This is a genomic window from Streptomyces sp. V3I8 (assembly GCF_030817535.1).
In the GTDB taxonomy this organism is placed as follows: Bacteria; Actinomycetota; Actinomycetes; order Streptomycetales; family Streptomycetaceae; genus Streptomyces.
In genome coordinates this window covers 3,369,942-3,390,141 of sequence record NZ_JAUSZL010000002.1, presented here as the reverse complement: position 1 = coordinate 3,390,141, position 20,200 = coordinate 3,369,942, and the positions used below count along the sequence as shown (strand labels likewise).

At 72.0% G+C, this 20,200-nt stretch carries 22 protein-coding genes; 11 read left to right on the top strand and 11 right to left on the bottom strand.

Features of this window, described 5'->3' with window-relative positions:
* Positions 1 to 6 precede the first annotated feature (6 nt).
* The 6 genes from QFZ75_RS14790 (at position 7) to QFZ75_RS14765 (ending at position 6,078) form a co-directional block, all read left to right on the top strand.
* Positions 7 to 1,713, top strand: coding sequence for an ABC transporter ATP-binding protein (locus QFZ75_RS14790; protein ID WP_373466044.1), 1,707 nt, complete (start codon positions 7 to 9; stop codon positions 1,711 to 1,713).
* The gene (locus QFZ75_RS14785; RefSeq protein WP_307537206.1) at positions 1,710 to 2,834 is read left to right on the top strand and encodes an ABC transporter permease; all 1,125 of its coding nucleotides are present in this window, start codon (positions 1,710 to 1,712) and stop codon (positions 2,832 to 2,834) included. Before QFZ75_RS14790 ends, QFZ75_RS14785 begins: the two co-directional genes overlap by 4 nt.
* Positions 2,831 to 4,093 carry an ABC transporter permease gene (locus QFZ75_RS14780; protein WP_307537204.1) on the top strand — a complete coding sequence of 421 codons (1,263 nt, stop codon included), beginning with the start codon at positions 2,831 to 2,833 and terminating at the stop codon, positions 4,091 to 4,093. The genes QFZ75_RS14785 and QFZ75_RS14780 overlap by 4 nt, the downstream gene beginning before the upstream one ends.
* Entirely contained in the window at positions 4,090 to 4,503 is a 414-nt protein-coding gene (locus QFZ75_RS14775) for a cytidine deaminase (RefSeq protein WP_307537203.1), read from the top strand. Before QFZ75_RS14780 ends, QFZ75_RS14775 begins: the two co-directional genes overlap by 4 nt.
* 80 nt (positions 4,504 to 4,583) lie before the next feature.
* Positions 4,584 to 5,861, top strand: coding sequence for a thymidine phosphorylase (locus tag QFZ75_RS14770; RefSeq protein WP_307537202.1), 1,278 nt, complete (start codon positions 4,584 to 4,586; stop codon positions 5,859 to 5,861).
* 76 nt (positions 5,862 to 5,937) lie between these two features.
* The gene (locus QFZ75_RS14765) at positions 5,938 to 6,078 is read left to right on the top strand and encodes a hypothetical protein (protein ID WP_307537200.1); all 141 of its coding nucleotides are present in this window, start codon (positions 5,938 to 5,940) and stop codon (positions 6,076 to 6,078) included.
* A 6-nt stretch (positions 6,079 to 6,084) separates the two neighbouring features.
* On the opposite strand, the gene QFZ75_RS14760 is transcribed toward QFZ75_RS14765, so the two are convergent.
* Positions 6,085 to 7,005 (bottom strand): AEC family transporter, encoded by a 921-nt coding sequence (locus QFZ75_RS14760; protein ID WP_307537198.1) that lies wholly within the window; start codon positions 7,003 to 7,005, stop codon positions 6,085 to 6,087.
* A gap of 142 nt (positions 7,006 to 7,147) precedes the next feature.
* Between QFZ75_RS14760 and QFZ75_RS14755 the strand changes: the two genes are divergently transcribed.
* Entirely contained in the window at positions 7,148 to 7,534 is a 387-nt protein-coding gene (locus tag QFZ75_RS14755) for an STAS domain-containing protein (protein WP_307537196.1), read from the top strand.
* Here the strand turns inward: QFZ75_RS14755 and QFZ75_RS14750 are convergent.
* Together QFZ75_RS14750 and QFZ75_RS14745 are read right to left on the bottom strand one after the other, a co-directional pair.
* The gene (locus QFZ75_RS14750) at positions 7,418 to 8,440 is read right to left on the bottom strand and encodes a sigma-70 family RNA polymerase sigma factor (RefSeq protein ID WP_307537195.1); all 1,023 of its coding nucleotides are present in this window, start codon (positions 8,438 to 8,440) and stop codon (positions 7,418 to 7,420) included. The genes QFZ75_RS14755 and QFZ75_RS14750 overlap by 117 nt on opposite strands.
* A 194-nt stretch (positions 8,441 to 8,634) precedes the next feature.
* The gene (locus tag QFZ75_RS14745; protein ID WP_307537193.1) at positions 8,635 to 9,942 is read right to left on the bottom strand and encodes an MFS transporter; all 1,308 of its coding nucleotides are present in this window, start codon (positions 9,940 to 9,942) and stop codon (positions 8,635 to 8,637) included.
* 62 nt (positions 9,943 to 10,004) lie between these two features.
* Here QFZ75_RS14745 and QFZ75_RS14740 point away from each other — a divergent pair, with 62 nt between their 5' ends.
* The gene (locus QFZ75_RS14740) at positions 10,005 to 10,967 is read left to right on the top strand and encodes a LysR family transcriptional regulator (protein WP_307537191.1); all 963 of its coding nucleotides are present in this window, start codon (positions 10,005 to 10,007) and stop codon (positions 10,965 to 10,967) included.
* Between the two features lie 19 nt (positions 10,968 to 10,986).
* On the opposite strand, the gene QFZ75_RS14735 is transcribed toward QFZ75_RS14740, so the two are convergent.
* From QFZ75_RS14735 to QFZ75_RS14725, 3 genes are all read right to left on the bottom strand, one after another.
* Positions 10,987 to 11,196, bottom strand: coding sequence for a DUF397 domain-containing protein (locus tag QFZ75_RS14735; RefSeq protein WP_307537189.1), 210 nt, complete (start codon positions 11,194 to 11,196; stop codon positions 10,987 to 10,989).
* A complete protein-coding gene (locus QFZ75_RS14730) occupies positions 11,193 to 12,071 on the bottom strand; it encodes a helix-turn-helix transcriptional regulator (protein WP_307537187.1) in 879 nt (292 codons plus the stop codon). Before QFZ75_RS14730 ends, QFZ75_RS14735 begins: the two co-directional genes overlap by 4 nt.
* A gap of 102 nt (positions 12,072 to 12,173) precedes the next feature.
* Positions 12,174 to 12,734, bottom strand: a complete 561-nt coding sequence (locus QFZ75_RS14725; RefSeq protein WP_307537186.1) for a TetR/AcrR family transcriptional regulator — start codon at positions 12,732 to 12,734, stop codon at positions 12,174 to 12,176.
* A gap of 107 nt (positions 12,735 to 12,841) precedes the next feature.
* On the opposite strand from QFZ75_RS14725, the gene QFZ75_RS14720 reads away from it, so the two are divergent.
* The gene (locus QFZ75_RS14720; protein ID WP_373465873.1) at positions 12,842 to 14,371 is read left to right on the top strand and encodes an MDR family MFS transporter; all 1,530 of its coding nucleotides are present in this window, start codon (positions 12,842 to 12,844) and stop codon (positions 14,369 to 14,371) included.
* On the opposite strand, the gene QFZ75_RS14715 is transcribed toward QFZ75_RS14720, so the two are convergent.
* Positions 14,368 to 15,141 carry an alpha/beta hydrolase gene (locus QFZ75_RS14715; RefSeq protein ID WP_307537184.1) on the bottom strand — a complete coding sequence of 258 codons (774 nt, stop codon included), beginning with the start codon at positions 15,139 to 15,141 and terminating at the stop codon, positions 14,368 to 14,370. The two genes, QFZ75_RS14720 and QFZ75_RS14715, sit on opposite strands and share 4 nt — an antisense overlap.
* A gap of 113 nt (positions 15,142 to 15,254) precedes the next feature.
* On the opposite strand from QFZ75_RS14715, the gene QFZ75_RS14710 reads away from it, so the two are divergent.
* Together QFZ75_RS14710 and QFZ75_RS14705 are read left to right on the top strand one after the other, a co-directional pair.
* Positions 15,255 to 16,409 (top strand): adenosine deaminase, encoded by a 1,155-nt coding sequence (locus tag QFZ75_RS14710; RefSeq protein WP_307537182.1) that lies wholly within the window; start codon positions 15,255 to 15,257, stop codon positions 16,407 to 16,409.
* A gap of 126 nt (positions 16,410 to 16,535) precedes the next feature.
* Positions 16,536 to 16,889 carry an ATP-binding protein gene (locus tag QFZ75_RS14705; RefSeq protein ID WP_307537180.1) on the top strand — a complete coding sequence of 118 codons (354 nt, stop codon included), beginning with the start codon at positions 16,536 to 16,538 and terminating at the stop codon, positions 16,887 to 16,889.
* A gap of 95 nt (positions 16,890 to 16,984) precedes the next feature.
* Here the strand turns inward: QFZ75_RS14705 and QFZ75_RS14700 are convergent, their stop codons facing one another.
* From QFZ75_RS14700 to QFZ75_RS14685, 4 genes are all read right to left on the bottom strand, one after another.
* The gene (locus tag QFZ75_RS14700) at positions 16,985 to 17,188 is read right to left on the bottom strand and encodes a PspC domain-containing protein (RefSeq protein WP_307537179.1); all 204 of its coding nucleotides are present in this window, start codon (positions 17,186 to 17,188) and stop codon (positions 16,985 to 16,987) included.
* A gap of 101 nt (positions 17,189 to 17,289) precedes the next feature.
* Complete coding sequence (locus tag QFZ75_RS14695) at positions 17,290 to 17,856, bottom strand: VanZ family protein (protein ID WP_307537177.1); 567 nt, start codon at positions 17,854 to 17,856, stop codon at positions 17,290 to 17,292.
* Between the two features lie 113 nt (positions 17,857 to 17,969).
* Entirely contained in the window at positions 17,970 to 18,623 is a 654-nt protein-coding gene (locus QFZ75_RS14690) for a hypothetical protein (RefSeq protein WP_307537175.1), read from the bottom strand.
* Positions 18,623 to 20,194, bottom strand: coding sequence for a sensor histidine kinase (locus QFZ75_RS14685; protein ID WP_373466043.1), 1,572 nt, complete (start codon positions 20,192 to 20,194; stop codon positions 18,623 to 18,625). The genes QFZ75_RS14690 and QFZ75_RS14685 overlap by 1 nt, the downstream gene beginning before the upstream one ends.
* Positions 20,195 to 20,200 lie beyond the last annotated feature (6 nt).

Below are 20,200 nucleotides of genomic sequence, written 5' to 3'. Positions count from 1 at the left end.
TACGCCATCGACGCGTCCAGCAGCCCCCCGCTCGCCGCACAGCCGGAGTCACAGTCCGCCGTGTCGGTCGAACTGGCGGGGATCACCAAGCGCTTCCCGGGTGTCGTCGCCAACCACGACATCCACCTGTCCGTCCGCAGGGGCACCGTGCACGCCCTCGTCGGCGAGAACGGGGCCGGCAAGTCGACCCTGATGAAAATCCTCTACGGCATGCAGAAGCCGGACGAGGGCACCATCGCGGTCGACGGCGAGCAGGTCGCCTTCACCAGCCCCGCCGACGCCATCACGCGCGGCATCGGCATGGTCCACCAGCACTTCATGCTGGCCGACTACCTCACCGTCCTCGAGAACGTCGTCCTGGGCAGCGAGAAGCTCTACGGCATCGGCGGCGCGGCCCGTCAGAAGATCGGGGAGATCTCCGAGCGGTACGGCCTCGGCGTGCGCCCGGACGCCCTCGTCGAGGACCTCGGGGTCGCCGACCGCCAGCGCGTGGAGATCCTCAAGGTCCTCTACCGCGGCGCCCGCATCCTCATCCTGGACGAGCCCACCGCCGTCCTGGTGCCGCAGGAGGTCGACGCGCTGTTCGACAACCTCCGCGAGCTCAAGGCCGAGGGCCTGTCCGTCATCTTCATCTCCCACAAGCTGGGCGAGGTCCTGTCGGTCGCCGACGAGATCACCGTCATCCGCCGCGGCACGACGGTCGGCACGGCCGTCCCCGCCGAGACCACCTCCCGGCAGCTCGCCGAGATGATGGTCGGCAGCGAACTGCCCACCCCGGAGACCGCCGAGTCGACGGTCACCGACAAGCCCGTCATCCAGGTCGAGGGCCTCACCGTGTACGCGGTCGGCGGCGCCTCGCTCGGCGAGACCGGGACCGTCGGTGACACCCCGGCCGTCGGATCCCTCGCGGGCGACGCGGCCGGCGGCGACGCCAAGCGCGTCCTGGACGACGTCACCTTCACCATCCACGCCGGTGAGGTCATGGGCATCGCCGGCGTCGAGGGCAACGGCCAGACCGAACTGGTCGACGCCCTGATCGGCCTCAAGAACGCCGACTCCGGCACCGTCCGCTTCCTCGGCGAGGAGATCACCTCCTGGCCCACCCGCAGGCGCCGCGAGCAGGGCGTCGGCTACATCCCCGAGGACCGCCACCGCCACGGCCTGCTGCTGGAAGCCCCGCTGTGGGAGAACCGCATCCTGGGCCACGTCACCGAGAAGCCCAACAGCAAGGGCTTCTGGCTGGACCCCAAGGGCGCCCAGGCCGACACCCGCCGCATCGTCGAGGAGTACGACGTCCGTACGCCCGGCATCGACGTCACCGCGGCCTCCCTGTCCGGCGGCAACCAGCAGAAGCTGATCGTCGGCCGCGAGATGAGCCACAAGCCCCGCTTCCTGATCGCCGCCCACCCCACCCGCGGGGTGGACGTCGGCGCGCAGGCCGCGATCTGGGACCAGATCCGCGAGGCCCGCCGCGAGGGTCTCGCGGTGCTGCTGATCTCCGCCGACCTGGACGAGCTGATCGGTCTCTCCGACACTCTCCGGGTGATCTACAACGGCAGGCTCGTCGCGGACGCCGACCCGGCGGCCGTCACCCCGGAGGAACTCGGTTCGGCCATGACCGGCGCCGCCTCCGGACACCTGGAGCACGTCGGGCACGGGCCCGCGGAGCGCGCAGAGCACGCACAGGAAGCCCCGGAGGACGAGGCCCGATGAAGAAGTTCGACAAGGAGCGGGTGCTCCTCGCGGTGGCCGGACCGGTCATCGCGCTCGTGGCGGCCGTGGTGCTGACCTCGTTCGTGCTGATCGCGTCGGGCAAGAGCCCGATCGAGCCGTACACCCTGATGTTCGAGCAGGCCGGATTCGCCGACGTCCAGGTCCTGATCATCAACCAGGCCGGCGTCTACTACCTCGCCGCCCTCGCGGTCGCCGTCGGCTTCCGCATGAACCTCTTCAACATCGGCGTCGACGGCCAGTACCGCCTCGCCGCCATGATGACCGCGGTCGTCGGCGCGCACGTCTCGCTGCCCGCCGCCCTGCAGATCCCGTTCCTGATGCTGATCGCCGTGCTCACCGGTGCCTTCTGGGCCGGTATCGCGGGTGTCCTCAAGGTGACCCGCGGCGTGAGCGAGGTCGTCGCGACGATCATGCTCAACGCGATCGCCACCAGCCTCATCGGCTACCTCACCCTCACCGAGGTCTGGGGGCAGCCGCTCGGCAACAACCAGACCACCGGCGTGATGAAGGAGTCCGGCTGGTTCCCGGGCTTCGACATGGGCGACGCGGGCGAGATCTACGGCTTCACCCTGATCGCCGTCCTCGCGGGCGTCCTGTACTGGCTGGTCCTCAACCGCACCCGCTTCGGCTTCGACCTGCGCGCCACCGGCGCCTCCGAGACCGCGGCCGCCGCCTCCGGCGTGGACGCCAAGCGCATGGTCCTCACCGCGATGCTGATCTCCGGCGGCATGGCCGGCCTCGCGGGCCTGCCGATCCTCCTCGGCGACGCCCACACCTACAGCCTGTCCTTCCCGACCGGCCTCGGCTTCACCGGCATCACCATCGCGCTGCTCGGCCGCAACAACCCGGTCGGCATCGCCTTCGCCGCCCTGCTGGTCGCCTTCCTCGACAAGGCCTCGCCCGCCCTCGACTACGCGACCCCGGTCGCGTACGACAAGGAGATCGCGGTGATCATGCAGGGTCTCATCGTGATCGCGGTCGTCGTCTCCTACGAGGCCGTACGCGTCTGGGGCCTGCGCCGCCAGCAGCGCCGGGTCGGCGCCGAACTGGCCGCTGCCGCCGCCAACGACAACTCCAAGAAGGAGGTGGCTGCCCGATGAGCACCTCGACCGTCGCCAAGCCGCAGGCGCCCAAGCCCGCCCGGGGCCGCCGCCGTATCTCGCTCCCGGTCCTGCTCCTGCTCGTCGCGGGCCTGCTGGTCCTCGTCTCCGTCGTCCGGCTCGTCACCGACGCCAACGGCATCACCTCGACCGGCCAGATGTCCACCGCCCTGCGCCTGGCCGTGCCGATCGGCCTCGCCGGCCTCGGCGGCCTGTGGGCCGAGCGCGCGGGCGTCGTCAACATCGGCCTCGAGGGCATGATGATCCTCGGCACCTGGTTCGGTGCCTGGGCCGGCTTCCAGTGGGGCCCGTGGGCCGGTGTCGCCTTCGGCATCGTCGGCGGCGCCCTCGGCGGCCTGCTGCACGCGGTGGTGACCGTCACCTTCAACGTCAACCACATCGTCTCCGGTGTGGCCATCAACATCCTGGCCCTCGGCGCCACCCGCTACCTGTCGACCTTCGCCTTCGAGGGCGAGGAGGGCGGCACGTCCAAGCAGTCGCCGCCCGTCGAGTCGCTCGGCACCTTCGACATCCCGGGGCTCTCGGACTGGCTGCAGACCCTCAACGGCAAACACTGGTTCCTGGTCTCCGACCTCGCAGGACTCATCGGCGGCATCTTCACCAACCTGTCGCCGCTCACCGTGGTCGCCGTCGCGCTCGTCCCGCTCACCTGGTGGGTGCTGTGGCGCACCTCCTTCGGCCTGCGCCTGCGCTCCTGCGGCGAGAACCCGGTGGCCGCCGAGTCCCTCGGCGTCAACGTCTACAAGTACAAGTACCTCGCCGTGGTCATCTCCGGCGGCTTCGCCGGCCTCGGCGGCGCCTTCCTCTCCCTCGTCGCCTCCAACATCTACCTGGAGGGCCAGACCGGCGGCCGCGGCTACATCGGCCTCGCCGCGATGATCTTCGGCAACTGGATGCCGGGCGGCCTCGCCCTCGGCGCCGGCCTGTTCGGCTACACCGACAGCCTCAAGCTGCGCGGCGGCGGCACCAACGTCCACGCGCTGCTCCTGCTCCTGGCGCTGCTGCTGATCATCGGCGCGGCCTGGTTCGTGTGGAAGAAGCGGTACGTCCACGCGGCGGTCACCGGGGTCCTCGGAGTCCTCGTCTTCCTCTGGTACGCGACCACCAACGAGGTCCCGAACCAGGTCGTCACCGCCACCCCGTACGTCGTCACGCTGCTCGTCCTCGCCCTGTCCGCGCAGCGCCTGCGGATGCCGAAGGCGGACGGCATGCCCTACCGGCGGGGGCAGGGCAAGTGACGGCGTCCGGGTCCGGTACCGCGGCCGTCGACTGGGAGGCCCTGCGGGAGGTGGCGCGCGAGGCGATGTCCCGTGCGTACGCCCCCTACTCGGGCTACCCGGTCGGGGTCGCGGCCCTGGTCGACGACGGCCGGGTGGTCTCCGGGTGCAACGTGGAGAACGCCTCGTACGGGCTCGGCCTGTGCGCCGAGTGCGGCCTGGTCTCGCAGCTGCAGAACACCGGGGGCGGCCGGCTCACGCACTTCACGTGCGTGGACGGCCACGGCGAGATCCTCGTCCCGTGCGGCCGCTGCCGCCAGCTGCTGTACGAGTTCGGCGGCCCCGATCTGATCCTGGAGACCCCGGCCGGTCTCCTCCCGCTCTCCGAGATGCTGCCGCAGGCCTTCGGTCCTGAGCACCTCACCAGGTAATTCATGTGCGGCCCCTCCGTATCGTGTGTCGTCAAGGACACCGGGAGGGGCCGCTGCACTTCTGAAGGGAAGCCACAGCCATGGACGCCATCTCCGTCATCCGCACCAAGCGGGACCGCGGCGAGTTCAGCGACGAGCAGATCGACTGGGTCATCGACGCCTACACGCGCGGTGAGGTCGCCGACTACCAGATGGCCGCCCTCAACATGGCGATCCTGCTCAACGGCATGAACCGCCGGGAGATCTCCACCTGGACGGCCGCGATGATCGCCTCCGGCGAGCGCATGGACTTCTCGTCCCTGTCCCGCCCGACGGCCGACAAGCACTCGACGGGCGGCGTCGGCGACAAGATCACGCTCCCGCTCGCGCCGCTCGTGGCGGCCTGCGGCGCGGCGGTCCCGCAGCTGTCCGGCCGGGGTCTCGGCCACACCGGCGGCACCCTCGACAAGCTGGAGTCGATCCCCGGCTGGCGCGCGCTCCTGTCCAACGAGGAGATGCTCTCCGTCCTGGACGAGGTCGGCGCGGTGATCTGCGCCGCGGGCGACGGCCTGGCCCCGGCGGACAAGAAGCTCTACGCGCTGCGTGACGTGACCGGCACGGTCGAGGCGATCCCGCTGATCGCGTCCTCCATCATGTCGAAGAAGATCGCGGAGGGCACGGGCTCGCTCGTCCTGGACGTGAAGGTCGGCACCGGCGCCTTCATGAAGACGATCGAGGACGCCCGCGAGCTGGCCGCCACGATGGTCGGCCTCGGCACGGACCACGGCGTGCGGACGGTCGCCCTGCTGACGGACATGTCGACCCCGCTCGGCCTGACCGCGGGCAACGCCCTGGAGGTCCGCGAGTCGGTCGAGGTCCTGGCGGGCGGCGGCCCGGCCGACGTCGTCGAGCTGACCCTCGCGCTGGCCCGCGAGATGCTGGAGGCGGCGGGCATCGAGGACGCCGACCCGGCGAAGGCGCTGGCCGACGGCTCGGCGATGGACGCCTGGCGCCGCATGATCTCCGCCCAGGGCGGCGACCCGGACGCCCCGCTGCCCACGTCGAGGGAACAGCACGTGGTGAAGGCGGGGGCCTCGGGCGTCCTGACCCGCCTCGACGCCTACGACATCGGCGTCGCCGCCTGGCGCCTGGGCGCGGGCCGCGCCCGCAAGGAGGACCCGGTGCAGGCCGCCGCGGGCGTCGAGCTCCACGCCAAGCCGGGCGACACGGTGACCGAGGGCCAGCCGCTCCTCACCCTCCACACGGACACCCCCGAGCGCTTCGCGTACGCGCTGGAGGCGGTGACGGGCTCGTACGACGTGGCGGCACCCGGCACGGCGTTCACGGCGGCGCCGGTGGTGCGGGAACGTATCGCCTGACCTGCGGTTTCCTTGTACGGGTGAACGGGATCGGTGGCCGGCCGCCGGTCCCGTTCGGCATGCTGTGATCGGTGACGTGCCCCAGGGTGACGTCTACCGGGTCCTGCACGCCGGAAAGTTCGGCGAACGGATCGCGTTGCCGGAGCCCTTCGACCTCAAGCTCGACACGAGCGCCTTTCCCGTGCACCGAGCGTCCGCCGGGCCGGGCGTCGGCTGAGGGACGTCACCCCAGCAGCGCCGCGATCACCACCAGTACCGGCACCGCCAGCATCGTCGACAGCAGGATCGACTCGCGGGCCAGGACCTCGCCGACCCGGTAGCGCGAGGCGTACGTGTAGAGGTTCTGCGCGGCCGGCAGCGCCGAGGTGACCACCACGTCGAGCAGGGGCTCGCCCCGCAGCCCGAAGACCCCCGCCGCCAGGGCCCAGGCCGCCAGCGGCTGGCCCACCGACTTGAGGGCGACGGAGAGCAGCACGGGCGCCCGGTCGGCCCCGCGGCCCGGCATCGTGCTGCCGCACAGGGAGATGCCGAAGGCGAGGAGCACCGCCGGCACCGACATGTTGCCGATCAGGGTCAGCGGGTCCATGACGGGACCGGGGACGGTGAGCCCGGTCGCCGAGACGGCCACCCCGGACAGCGAGCCGATGGCGATGGGGTTGCGGACGGGAACGGTCACCCGCCGCCAGAGCGACTGCTTCTCGCCCGCGCCCGACAGGTCGAGGACCGTCAGGGCGACCGGGGTCATCACGATCTGCTGGAACAGCAGGACCGGCGCCACGAGCGAGGCGTCCCCGAGGACGTACACGGCGATCGGGATACCGAGATTGCCCGCGTTGACGTAGCTGGAGCAGAGCGCGCCGATCGTCGTACGGCCCACACCCCACCGGCGTACGGCACCGACCGCGACGAAGATCCCGGCCACCGCGAACGTGCTGACCGCCGTGACCAGCAGCCGGCTCGACAGGATCACCGACAGGTCGGCCCGCGCGAGGGTGGTGAAGAGCAGCGCGGGCGTGGCGACATGGAACGCGAGCTTGGTCAGCACCTCCCGCCCGTTGTCGCCGAGATACCCCCGCCGCCCGATCAGGTAGCCGACCCCGATGACGACGGCGATGACCGCGAACCCGTTCAGCACCCCTTGCACGGCACCTCCCGGGGTTCCCGGAGTTCCCGGAGGAGATCTGGGGCCGGTGTTCGCGGTGCGGCGGGCGCCGGTTCGTGGGGCATACACCTAACCCTCCGGGTCAGGACATGCCCAGGTCAATGTGATCTTGCCCGGCCGAGCGATGAGTTCCGGCCGACCGCCCGGTCTACCGCACGTGGACGCCAAGACACCCGCCGTACTCGTACTGCCGGGCCCCGTCGCCAGGGACGAGGTGCCGAGGCTGTGCGAGGCCGTGCGCGCACGGCTGGAGCACACCGGAGCCCGCGTCGTGGTCTGCGACGTGGCCGGTCTCGGACCACCGGGCCTGACGACGGTCGACGCCCTGGCCCGGATGCAGCTCGCCGCCCGCCGCGCCGGAGGGCGTATCAGACTCCGCGCCCCCGACCCCGCGCTACGGGCGCTGCTCGCCCTCGTCGGCCTCCGCTTCGAGACGGAGGGGCAGCCCGAACAGCGGGAACCACCGCTGCGTGTCGAGGAAGCAGTGGAACCCGGTGATGCGCCCCTCTGAGATCTCCAGGACCTGCACGGCCCACGCCGTCCGCCCCCCGGTCTCCGGATCGGGCTTGTACTGGGCGAAGCCCGGCAGGCCGTTCACCGCCACCGGGACCAGGTGGGAGTGGGCGCAGGGCGCGCCGAGCGTCGTCATGAAGCCCGTGATGTCCTCGGGCCCGGTCAGCCACAGGTCGAACGGCGGCATCGTCATGACGGCGTCCTCGTGCAGGAGGGCCGTCAGCGCCGCCATGTCGTACCCCTCGAAGGCGGCCACATAGCGCTCCAGGAGCTTCTGCTGCTCCGCGTCGAGCGGATCGGAGGTGGCGGCCCGGGCGGCCGCACTCCCGCTGCCGCTCTCCGCGAGCGTCGCCCGCGCCCGCTGCAGCGCGCTGTTCACGGAGGCGACCGTGGTACCGAGCAGCTCGGCCACCTCGCTCGCCCGCCACGCCAGGACCTCGCGCAGGATGAGCACGGACCGCTGCTTGGGCGGCAGTTGCTGCAGGGCGGCCATGAAGGCGAGGCGCACCGACTCCTTGGCCACGGCGGCCTCGGCCGGGTCAGCGACCGTCGGCAGCACGCGCGCGTCCGGCATCGGCTCCAGCCAGGTGTTGTCCGCGCGCGGGGTCAGCGCCGCCCGCGCGAGCGGCGTCGACTCCGTCAGATCCATGGGCCGGGCCCGCTTGTTGCCCGCGGTCAGCATGTCCAGGCAGACGTTCGTCGCGATCCGGTACAGCCACGAACGCAGCGAGGAGCGGCCCTCGAACTTGTCGTAGCTGCGCCAGGCGCGCACCAGTGTGTCCTGGACGGCGTCCTCGGCCTCGAAGGACGAGCCGAGCATGCGGTAGCAGTACCCCGTCAGCTCGACCCGGTGCTTCTCCAGCCGGACGTCGAGATCCTCCGCCGTCGCCGTACCGTCGCTCATGGCCAACCCACCCCTGTGGCTCTGTCCGTTGCGCAGGAACCGCCGCATTGCGGCCCGGCACTCCGGAAGCTACCGCAGCCCACTGACAACGGCCCCCGGAGATGAAAAAGGTGCAGGTCAGGACAGTCGCTGTCCTGACCTGCACCCGGGTGTCCGCCGGTTGTCCCCGACGGATCCGCGCCGGCCCCGGTGTGTCAGTGCCGCACGGCCACCAGGTTCCGCCGGCGCTGCGTGCGGGCCGCACGCGTACCGGCCAGCGTGATCCCCGCGACCCCGGCCACCGCCAGCAGGCCGAGCGCCACCGTCCCGGCCCAGCCGCCGGAGTGGTAGGCGACCGCGCCCAGCGTGCCGCCCGCGCTGGAGCCCAGGTAGTAGGCGGACTGGTACAGCGCCGAGGCCTGCGCGCGGCCCTCCTTCGCCGTGTGGCTGACCGCGGAGGACGCCACCGCGTGACCCGCGAAGAAGCCCGCCGTGATGAGGACCAGGCCGAGCAGCACGAGCGGCAGCGAGCCGGACAGCGACACCAGCAGGCCCGAGGCCGTCGTGGCGCCCGCCAGGTACAGGGACCCGCGCCGGCCGAGCCGGTCCACCAGCCTCCCGGCCGTCGACGCCGAGACCGTACCGACCAGGTAGACGAGGAAGACCGAACCGATGATGCCCTGGGGGAGCGAGAACGGGGCGTCGGTGAGGCGGTAACCGATCACCGTGTAGACGGCGCCGAACACCGTCATGAACAGCGCGCCGATCGCGTACAGCCTGCGCAGCAGCGGGTTCGCGAGGTGGCCGCGGACCGTGCGGACCAGCACCGCGGGGCGCAGCGAACCGGCCCGGAAGTGCTTCGGCGCCGGGAGCAGCAGGCGGAAGGCCACCGCGCAGCCCACCGCGATCACCCCGATCGTGCCGACGGCGACCCGCCAGCCCCATTCCTGCGCGACCCAGCCGGTGATGATGCGGCCGCTCATCCCGCCGACGCTGTTGCCCGCGACGAACAGGCCGATGGCGGTGATCAGCGCCTTGGGGCGCACCTCCTCCGCCAGGTAGGCCGTCGCCGAGGCCGGCAGCCCGGCCAGCGCCGCGCCCTGGACGGCCCGCAGCGCGATCAGGGCGCCGACCGAGGGGGCGAAGGGCACGAGCAGCCCGACGGTCACGGCGACCACCAATGACGCCGTCATCAACGTACGCCGGCCGAACCGCTCGGAGAGCGCGCTCAGCGGCAGCACGAACAGGGCCAGCGCGCCGGTCGCCGCCGACACCGTCCAGCTCGCGGTGCTCGCCGTGACCCCGAAGTCGTGCGAGATCAGGGGGAGCAGGGCCTGCGTGGAGTAGAGGAGCGCGAAGGTCGCGACCCCGGCGAGGAAGAGGGCGAAACTCATCCGGCGGTAGCCGGGCCCGCCGGGCGTGAGCCGGCTGTCGACGGCCTCGGCGGGGACGGCCTCGGGGGGAGCGGTGACGGCGGAGGGGGCGACCACGACGGTGGACGCCCCGGTACTGGCGGAAGGCATGCTTCGAACCTAAAGTCCTCCCCGTCATCCGTCCAATGCATGAAACGGCCATAATCGTTCCCATGGCGCATCAGCAGAGGTCAGAGGGACGTCTGTCACCGTCCGGTGACACGGAAGACAGCGTGGGCATGTCGAGGTTGCTCGCCCCGCGCCTGGCGTACTTCGCCGGCGTGGCCCGCACCGAGCACGTCACGCGGGCCGCGCAGGAGATGCAGGTCCCGCAGTCGACGCTGTCCCGGGCGATGGTCCGCCTCGAACAGGACCTCGGTGTCGACCTCTTCGCCCGCCGCGGCCGCACGGTCTCCCTCACCCCCGCCGGGCGCACCTTCCTCGGCTCCGTCGAACGCGCCCTCGCCGAGATCGAACGGGCCGCCGACGAGGTGCGGGCCGACGCCGACCCGGCCACCGGCAAGGTCGCCTTCGGCTTCCTGCACACCATGGGCTCCGAGACCGTCCCGGCCCTGATCCGCGCCTTCCGCGTCGACCACCCCCGGGTGCGCTTCAGCCTCGTCCAGAACTACGGCGAGGCGATGATCGAGCGCCTGCGCTCCGGCGAACTGGACCTGTGCCTCACGTCCCCGGTGCCGGACGCGCCCGACCTGGTGGGCCGCCGCCTGGACGAGCAGAAGCTGCGCCTGGTGGTGCCGGCGGACCACCGGCTGGCCTCCCGCCGCCGCATCCGTCTCGCGGAGGCCGCCGACGAAACCTTCGTCACCCTGGAGCCGGGCTACGGCCTGCGCCGCATCACCGACGACCTCTGCAGCCAGGCGGGCTTCCGCCCCCGGGTCGCCTTCGAGGGCGAGGAGGCGGAGACCCTGCGGGGCCTGGTGGCCGCAGGCCTCGGGGTGGCCCTGCTGCCCCCACCGGCCGTCCCCCGTCCAGGAGTCGTGGAACTGACGGTCACGGCCCCGCGAGCGGCAAGGGAGATCGGGGTGGCCTGGCTGGACGGCCACCCGGACACACCGCCGGTGGCGGCCTTCAAGAAGTTCCTGCTGTCGAAAAGAGGAACGCTGCTCCCGGAGTGACCGTGACGGGGCCGTGTGCTCAGCTCTTGCCGGCGTACGCCACGAAGTCCGCCCAGGCCTGCGGCAGGAGCGCGAGCTGGGGACCGCCTATGTTCTTCGAGTCGCGGACGTGGACGGTGGCGGGGGCGGTGGCGATCTCGACGCAGGAGTCGCCCTCGCTGCCGCTGCTGTAACTGCTCTTGAACCATGAGAGGCCGGAGGCGTACCCGGCCGAGGTGTCGTGGATCATGTTTCCTCCAGCAGGTCCTCGATGAAGGCCACCGACTCACGTGGCGTGAGCGCCTGGGCCCGGATGATGCCGTACCGCAGTTCAAGCATACGGAGTTGCCTGGGCTCGGAGACCTGGAAACCGTTGGCCACGACCGGCGAACGTCCCACCGCCGAGCCGTCTGCGAACTTCAACAGCTGGATCCCGCCGTCCACCCCTGCGTGCTCCTCGCGATCCATCGGCATCACCTGCAGCTCGACGTTCCGCAACTGCGCCGTCATCAGCAGATGTTCGAGCTGACGGCGCAGAACCGCCTTCCCGCCGAGCGGACGCCGAAGCGTCCACTCCTCCACGACGAAACCGATCTCGGGAGCCGGATCGCGTGCGAAAACGGTCTTGCGGGCCACCCGCGCGGCGATGAACTTCTCCACCTCGTCCTGCGTGTACGCGGGGCGCCGCATCAGGAGGAGTCCACGCGCGTACTCCGGCGTCTGCAACAGCCCGTGGATGTTGAGGGGGTCGTACAGCTGGAGTTCGACCGCCCTGGCCTCGCCGTCCGCGATGTCCCGGACCTTCTTGGGATACCGGACCTTGGCCACGTCCTGCTTCATCGCCGCGAGCAGCCCCTCGGCTCCCAGCACCTCGTCCGCACGCTCCAGATACTCCGGCCGGGGAATCCGCATGCCCCTCTCGACCTTGTGGACCAGGTCCTCCCCGTACCCCACCGCCTCTCCGAACTCCGCCGCCCGCAACCCCTTCGCCTCGCGCCGCAGCTTCAGCTGCCGGCCCACGGTCGCGACCACCGCCAGGCCCCAGCCGTCGTCCGGGTCCACCTCCCAACCCGGCTCGTCCGTCTCGTCCTTGAGCTGTCCCGCGCCGCCGTCCACCTGCGTCATCCCGAACCCCTCCGTCGTCCCGCCTCGTCGCGATCACGGTAGGCATGCGCGACCACGCTGAGTGACGGATCCGGGGGAAGACACCCCGACCGTGCGACGCCGTCAGCGCACCAGCGGCAGGAACACCGTGTCGACGATCTCCTCCAGGACCCGGTCGTCCACGGGTGCGAAGGTCGCCAGGATCTCGTGGCGCAGCAGGTCGAAGGGGAGCGATTTGATGCGGTCGGTGAGGTGTTCCGCCGTGATCTCGCCGCGGGCGACGGCGCGGTCGAAGAGCACGTCCGCGGACTTCTCGGGGCCCGTGGGGACCAGGTCGCCGGGGCTGGTGCCCGTCTCCCGGTGATGGGCGGCCAGGTGCACGCTCATGACGGTGATGAGCTGGACCCGGGTCGCGTTGATCTCCCGCATGAGGGTGAGGACGTCCTCCCGCAGGCTCCCCGTGTCGGGAGCGGCGACGCGGTTCTCCCGGAGGACGTGGGCGACGGTCGCGCGGACGAGTGCGTCGCGGTCGGGCCAGCGGCGGTAGAGGACGGGCGGGCTGGTGCCCGCGCGCCGGACGACGGCGTCCATGGTGAATCCGGTGTAGCCGCCGGCCGTGAGCTCCTCCCAGGCCGCGTCCAGCAGCGCCTTCTCCAGTGCCGCTCCGCGGCGTCGCTCGGGCATCCCCGTCTCCCGTCTCTCTTCGATCTGCTAGATAGATTTGCCTATCTTATCTCGGCGCCCTACTCTGACCGCCGTAAGATAGAGTGCTGTATCTTAGGTGGTTGTCCGTGAACCTTTCCCGAAACCCCGGCCCCGGCCCCGGCCCTAGCCCCGACCCCGACCCCGACCGCGTGGACCCGGCCGTGTGGCGCACGGCGTTCACCGTCGTCGTGGGCGCCCTCGCCGTCGTCTTCGACACCACGATCGTCACCGTCGCCCTCGACGACCTGGCGAGAAAGCTCGACGCCCCGCTCGCCACCGTCCAGTGGGTGAGCACCGCCTACCTGCTGGCCGTGTTCGTCACCGTCCCGGTCGCCGGATGGGCCCAGTCCCGGCTGGGCGGCACGCGCCTGTGGATCGCCGCCCTCGGCACCTTCCTGCTCGGCTCGGTCCTGTGCTCACTGGCGTGGAGCGCGGGCAGCCTCATCGCCTTCCGCGTCGTCCAGGGCATCGGCGGCGGCATCATGATGCCGCTCATGGTCACGCTGGTCGTGCAGGCCGCCGGGGGCCGCGGCATCGGCAAGGTCATCGCCGCCGTCACCCTGCCCACCGCGCTCGGTCCGATCCTCGGCCCGGTCCTGGGCGGCGTCGTCCTGCACCTGGCCGACTGGCGCTGGCTGTTCCTCGTCAACATCCCCTTCTGCGCCGTCGGCGCCTGGCTCGCCCGGCGCAACCTGCCCGACGACCGGCCCGCACCGGGCGGCTCCCGGCCCCCGCTCGACGCCGTCGGCCTGCTCCTGCTGTCTCCCGGAGTCGCCGCCGTCGTGTACGGACTCTCCCGGGCCGGGGACAGCGCGGGATTCGTCACCGCCGGGGTCCTGATCCCGCTGGGCGCCGGACTCGTGCTGGTCGGCGGCTTCACCGTCCGGGCGCTGGCCCGCCCCGGCGGTGCCCTGGTCGACCTGCGGCTCCTGCGCCACCGCGCACAGGCCTGCGCCGCCGGTCTCGGCTTCCTGGCCGGCATCACCCTGTACGGGTCGATGCTGCTGCTCCCCCTCTACTTCCAGCAGGTCCGCGGCGAGGACGCCCTCGGCGCCGGGCTGCTCCTCGTCCCGCACGGCGTCGGCGCGCTGCTCGCGCGCACGGTGGCCGGCACGTACACCGACCGCGTCGGCCCCCGCGCGGTCGCCCTCGCCGGATTCGCCGTCGTCGCCGCGGCCACCGTGCCGTTCGCCCTCGTCACCGCCGACAGCGGCACGGTCCCGCTGCTGGCCGCCCTGCTCGTCCGCGGCATCGGCATGGGCGCCGTCATGATCGCGCTGGGCGGCGCGGCCTACGCCGGCCTGGAGCGCGCCGAGATCCCCGACGCCAGCATCGTCACCCGCGTCGCGCAGCAGGTCGGCGGCTCGGTGGGCACCGCCGTCCTCGCCGTCGTCCTCCAGCACGCCGCCGGGGGCACCCGCACCCCGGCCGCCGACGGTTTCGGCACCGCCTTCCGGTGGTCGGTGGCCTTCGCCGCCGCGGCCGTCCCCCTGTGTCTGTTCCTGCCGGGCCGGCCCGGTCCACCCGCTGCCCCTGCCTCCGCCCCCGCCGCCGGGCCGAAGGCGGACCCGCGCCCCGCCGCGACCCGTGCCGACGGCACCGAACGGCCCGGCTAACGGCCCGGCCGACGGCGGGGCGAGCGCCCGAAGCCGGAGGCGAGCGGCATCCGCAGACCCAGCGGCGGCGGAGCCGCCAGCGCGTCCTCCACGGGCCGGGAGAAGGTCCGCCCGAACAGCGCCCCCATCACGAAGTCCTCCGCGAGCGCGTGCACCTCGTCCCGGAACGCGTGCAGCGCGTGCCGGTCCGAGTGCACCTCGAACCGGCAGATGTCCCGGTTCGCCTTCTTCGCCCGCTCCGCGAGCCGGAACGACAACTCGGGGTCGGTGCGCTGGTCGTTGGTGCCGTGCACGAGCAGCACCTGCCGCCCCGCGAGCTGCTTCACCGGTTCGGGTGCCGTCGCGACGTCCTCCTCGGGCAGCCAGGGGGACAGTGCCAGTACGGAGTTGACGGCGTCGTGGCCCCCCGCGTGCAGGGCGGCCCGCCCGCCCATGTCCACCCCGGCGAGGCACACGGGCACGTCCCCGTACCGCCGCACCACCTCGTCCGCGGCCCACGCGGCGTCCCGTGCCAGATGTGCCTCACCGCCGTTCCAGCCGCGGAACCGGTAGTGCACCACGTGCACCGCCAGCCCCTCCGTACGTCCCGCGCGGCTGAGCCGGCGCCCCAACGCCCGTACGGACGCGGCCGCCAGCACCGGCGACGGCCTGCGGGCGGAGGTCTTCTCGCCGGCCGGCAGCAACAGCACCACGCCGCCCACCGCCGTCGGTTCCGTCCCGAACGCCCGTCCCAGCCGTGCCGCGCGAACCGGCGTCGCTTGCTGTGCCATGACAAAACAGTGTCAGAAGCGAGGGTGTATGCCATCGGTCCGCACGGTCACCGTTACATATCGACGGATCCGCACACCAGGATGTCTACGCGCGTAGGCGTTACAGTGCGGAGATGACGAGCCAGACCAAGAACACCCCGAGCTCGGAGCAGATCCGCCGGGCGCCGAAGGTCCTGCTGCACGACCACCTCGACGGAGGGCTGCGCCCCGGGACGGTCGTCGACCTCGCCCGGGACGCGGGCTACCCGGATCTTCCGGAGACGGACGCCGGCAAACTCGGCCTCTGGTTCCGGGAGGCCGCCGACTCCGGTTCCCTGGAGCGGTACCTGGAGACCTTCGCGCACACCTGCGCCGTCATGCAGACCCGTGACGCGCTGGTCCGCGTCGCCGCCGAGTGTGCCGAGGACCTCGCCGAGGACGGCGTCGTCTACGCGGAGGTGCGGTACGCGCCCGAGCAGCACCTCGAAGCCGGGCTCACCCTCGAAGAGGTCGTCGAGGCCGTCAACGAGGGCTTCCGGGAGGGCGAGCGGCGGGCCCGCGAGAACGGTCACCGGATCCGCGTCGGCGCCCTGCTCACCGCCATGCGGCACGCGGCCCGCTCCCTGGAGATCGCCGAACTCGCCAACACCTACCGGGACCTGGGCGTCGTCGGCTTCGACATCGCGGGCGCCGAGGCCGGGTTCCCGCCCACCCGTCACCTGGACGCCTTCGAGTACCTGAAGCGGGAGAACAACCACTTCACGATCCACGCGGGCGAGGCCTTCGGGCTCCCCTCCATCTGGCAGGCGCTGCAGTGGTGCGGCGCCGACCGGCTGGGCCACGGCGTGCGCATCATCGACGACATCCAGGTGCGGGAGGACGGTTCCGTGGAACTGGGCCGCCTGGCCTCGTACGTACGGGACAAGCGGATTCCCCTGGAGCTGTGCCCCAGTTCCAACCTGCAGACGGGCGCCGCCGACTCGTACGCCGAGCACCCCATCGGGCTGCTGCGGCGGCTGCACTTCCGGGCGACCGTGAACACCGACAACCGTCTGATGTCCGGCACGAGCATGAGCCGGGAATTCGAGCACCTTGTCGACGCGTTCGGTTATTCGCTCGACGACATGCAGTGGTTCACAGTCAATGCGATGAAATCAGCATTCATTCCTTTCGATGAACGACTGGCCATGATCAATGACGTGGTCAAGCCCGGTTATGCCGAGCTGAAGTCCGAATGGCTGTTCCAGCAGACCGCTTCCACCAGCGGTTCTGTGCGCGAAGAGAGCTGAGGGAGAAGGACGGGGAGCGGCCGGGTGGTGACGACCCGGCCGCTTTTCGATGTTTGCGGGGCGCGCCCGTACGTGATTACCGTTTCGGACCGCCCGAAATCCCCGTCACAGCATGCAAGGACGAAGATGAAGCAGTCTGCTGCCAAGACCCTCGGTGTCGCCGCTCTCGGTGCCGCCTTCGCCGCCGCCGGTGCCGGTGCCGCCAACGCCGCCCCCGCGGTTCCGGACGCCGCCCCGGCGCTCGGCGCCGCCACCAGTGCGCTGCCGGTGGACGGGCTCACCGACAAGCTGCCCGGCGGCGGCGAAGGGGTCGCCAACGGCCAGCGGGCGCTCGGCACTGCTGTCACCGCCGCCCAGCCGGTCGTCACGGACCTCCTCGCCCAGGGCCCGACCGCGCCCGTCGCCGGTCTGCTCGGCGGCCTGCCCCTCCAGGGCCTGCCCACCCAGGGCCTCCCCGTGAACGGCATCCCGCTGGGCTGACCCCGGCCCCCGTGGTTCCCGTACGCGCCGATGGGGCGCACCCCCGCTCGGGTGCGCCCCGTCGGCGTGCTCGCCGTCACTCACGAGCACGCGGGTCACCAGGCCGTGCGGGCCGCCTTGCCCTCCGAGGGGAAGAGGATCCACAGCGCTATGTAGAGCAGGAACTGCGGGCCCGGCAGCAGGCAGGACACCAGGAAGATCACCCGCATCGTGGTCGCGGAGGTGCCGAAGCGCCGGGCCAGCGCTGCACACACTCCGCCGAGCATCCGGCCGTCGGTGGGGCGGGCGAGGCGGTTCATTCGCGTCTCCTTCGTGAGCGTCGTCGGTGGGTCGGGGCTTTCGGTGAGACCGCCCCGTACGACATCCACGCTACGGACACGAAGGTGGTGCGGGCGTCGCCCTACGGAGCGATCCCGACCCTGGGAATCGTCGGGGTCAGACCCTGAGCCGACTCCTCCGCGGCCTCTCGCCTGCGCAGTGCGGCCGCCCTGTTCCGCGTCTCGGCCCGGCGGCGCAGCGCGGCCCGGGCGGCCGGCACGAAGGCGAGGTGCGCCAGCACCACGCCCACGGTGTTCAGCAGCAGCGAGTCGACGTCCACGACCTGGCCGGGCACCCCGGTCTGCAGCAGCTCGATGCCCATCGACAGCAGCGCACCGGCGGCGACCGTCCGCAGCAGGGACAGCAGCGGGGAGACGAAGAGCCGGCCGCCGGCCATCGGCAGCAGTACTCCGAGCGGGGCGAGCAGCAGCAGCCCCTTGCCGATGGCACGGGCCGCCGCCTCGGGGCCCATCGCCAGATCGGCCCTGATGCCGGCGAACGGACGCAGGTTCGCGGCGCTCACCCAGGGCACGTCCAGGGGCCGCAGCGTGACCCAGGCGACAAGCGCGAGATGTGCGACGAGGAGGAGACCTCCCGCCGCACGGACGCGGATCACGGCGGTTCCGCCGTTAGAGCCTTGACGCTGCACGATCCCCAAGACGCGGGCACCGGCAGGATCGGTTCCGTGTGACGGCGGCGCTTGGTCCGCACGGGTGAGGCGTGCGCCACAGACGGGCCGCGGCCGAGGCCCCGGGAAGGGGGTCAGGCCCCGTCGGTCCGCGTCGACGGCGGCGTCTCGGTGCCCGGCCGGGTGCGCAGGGCTTCCGTGCACTCGTAACGCCGCGGCGCGTCCGTGCCGGGGCCGCCGAGGGTCACCGTGCCGTCGTCGGAGGCGGCCTCGGAGTCGCTGAAGGTGCAGATGACCTGTGTCAGGGCGTACGGGGCCAGCTCCGGGGGCGCCGTGCTCAGGCGCAGCGTGTCACCCGGGTCGGCGGGCCGCGGACCGGTCACCGTCAGGCCCTTCGGGACGGCCGTCGTGTAGTTCGCCTGCTCCTCGGCCTCCGACGGGGGCGCGGCGAGTTCGTCGAGGAGCGCCTGTGCGGCACGCACCCGGTCCGTGTCCGGGGGCCCGGCCCCGATGCGTACGGTCCGGTCGACCGGCGCGAGCTGCGAGGAGCAGACGAGGAAGACCTGGACGAGGATGCCGCGCGAGGACTGCGTACCGATGTCGGGGCCGGTCAGCGCGCACGGCACGCGGGACGGCGCGGGGCCGAAGTCGGTCGGCACCTCCGTCGCCCGGATGCCGCAGCCGCCCAGCGCCACGGCGACGAGCGGCACGGCGAGCGCCAGCCGGGCCGCGCGCGCCACGCGTATGCCCCAGGTGCGCCACGTGCCCCACGTGTTCCGTTCGGACATCAGACGCCTCCCTCGGTGCGGTCGGCACCGCTGCCGGTTCCGGCGCGGCCCGTGTCCCCGGCCCCCGGGCTCCCCGCGTCCTGCGGATCCTCCGGGTCTTCCGGGTCCTTGGGCTCGGAGGCGTCGAGCGGCAGCCGCAGGGTGAAGACCGCGCCGCCCCCGGGCGAGTTCGCGGCCGTGATCTCGCCGCCGTGGATGTGGGCGTTCTCCCGGGCGATGGACAGGCCGAGCCCGCTGCCCTCCGAGCGCGGCCGGGAGGCGCTCGCCTTGTAGAAGCGGTCGAAGACGTGCGGCAGGACGTCCTCGGGGATGCCGGGGCCGTGGTCCTGCACCTCGATCACCAGGTCGGCGCCCTCCGCGCGCACGCGCACCCGCACCGGGGAGCCGCCGTGCTTGAGGGCGTTGCCGATCAGGTTCGCCAGGATGACGTCCAGGCGGCGCGGGTCGATGTGCGCCATGATGCCGCGCGGGGCGTCCAGTTCCACCGCGTCCAGCCAGGCGCGCGCGTCGATGCACGCGGTGATCTGGTCCGCGATGTCGACGGTGTCGGAGACGAGCCGGGCGGTGCCCGCGTCGAAGCGGGTGACCTCCATCAGGTTCTCCACGAGGTTGTTCAGCCGCCGGGTCTCGCTGACGACGAGCCGTACGGCGGGTTCGATCATCGGGTCGACGCTGCCGGTCTCGGCGTCGAGCTCCTCCTCCAGCACCTCGGTCACCGCGGTGATCGCGGTCAGCGGTGTCCGCAGTTCGTGCGACATGTCGGCGACGAACCGCCGGGAGGCCTCGTCACGGGCGCTCATGTCGGCGACGCGTTTCTCCAGCGACTCCGCCGTCCGGTTGAACGTCCGTGACAGGTCGGCCAGTTCGTCGGTGCCCGACACCCGCAGCCGGGTGTCGAGCTTGCCCTCGCCGAGCCGTCGCGCCGCGGTGCCGAGGCGGTGCACCGGCTTCAGCACGGTCGTCGCGGCGGCCTGCGCGAGCAGCGCCGAGCCGATCAGCGCGAGCCCGGTGGCGATCCCCAGCGACCAGGCCAGCGAGTTGAGGTCCTTGGCCTCCGGTTCCAGCGACTTGAGCATGTATCCGGTCGGCCCGCCGCCGATCACCTTCGCGCCGCCCACCAGGTACGGCTTGTCGCCCTGCACGGTGCGCTGCCAGTACAGGTGGTAGGCGTACTTGTTGTTCGAGGAGATCTTCTGTTCCCTGTTCACCGCCTTCTGGAGGGAACGCGGTACGTCCTCCAGCGTGAAGGTGTCCAGGTCGGAGTTGCCGCGGACGGTCCTGCCGTTCTCGTCCTCGGCGATCAGCAGCACGCTGAAGCGCTGGCTGCTGTTCGCCATCTGCCCGGCGGCGCGCTGCAGTTCGCCCTGCGAGGGGTGCTGCCGCAACGTGCTGGCACGGGTCTGCATCGCCTGCTGGAAGTCGCCGAGCACCGCGTCCTGGGTACGGGTGAGGACGGCCTCGCGGTTGAGCCAGTACGCGATCCCGGACGCCGACACGGCGGCGGTCAGCGCGACCAGCCCGAACACCACGACCAGGCGCAACCGCAGACTGGTGAAACGGATTCCCGCCATGACCGT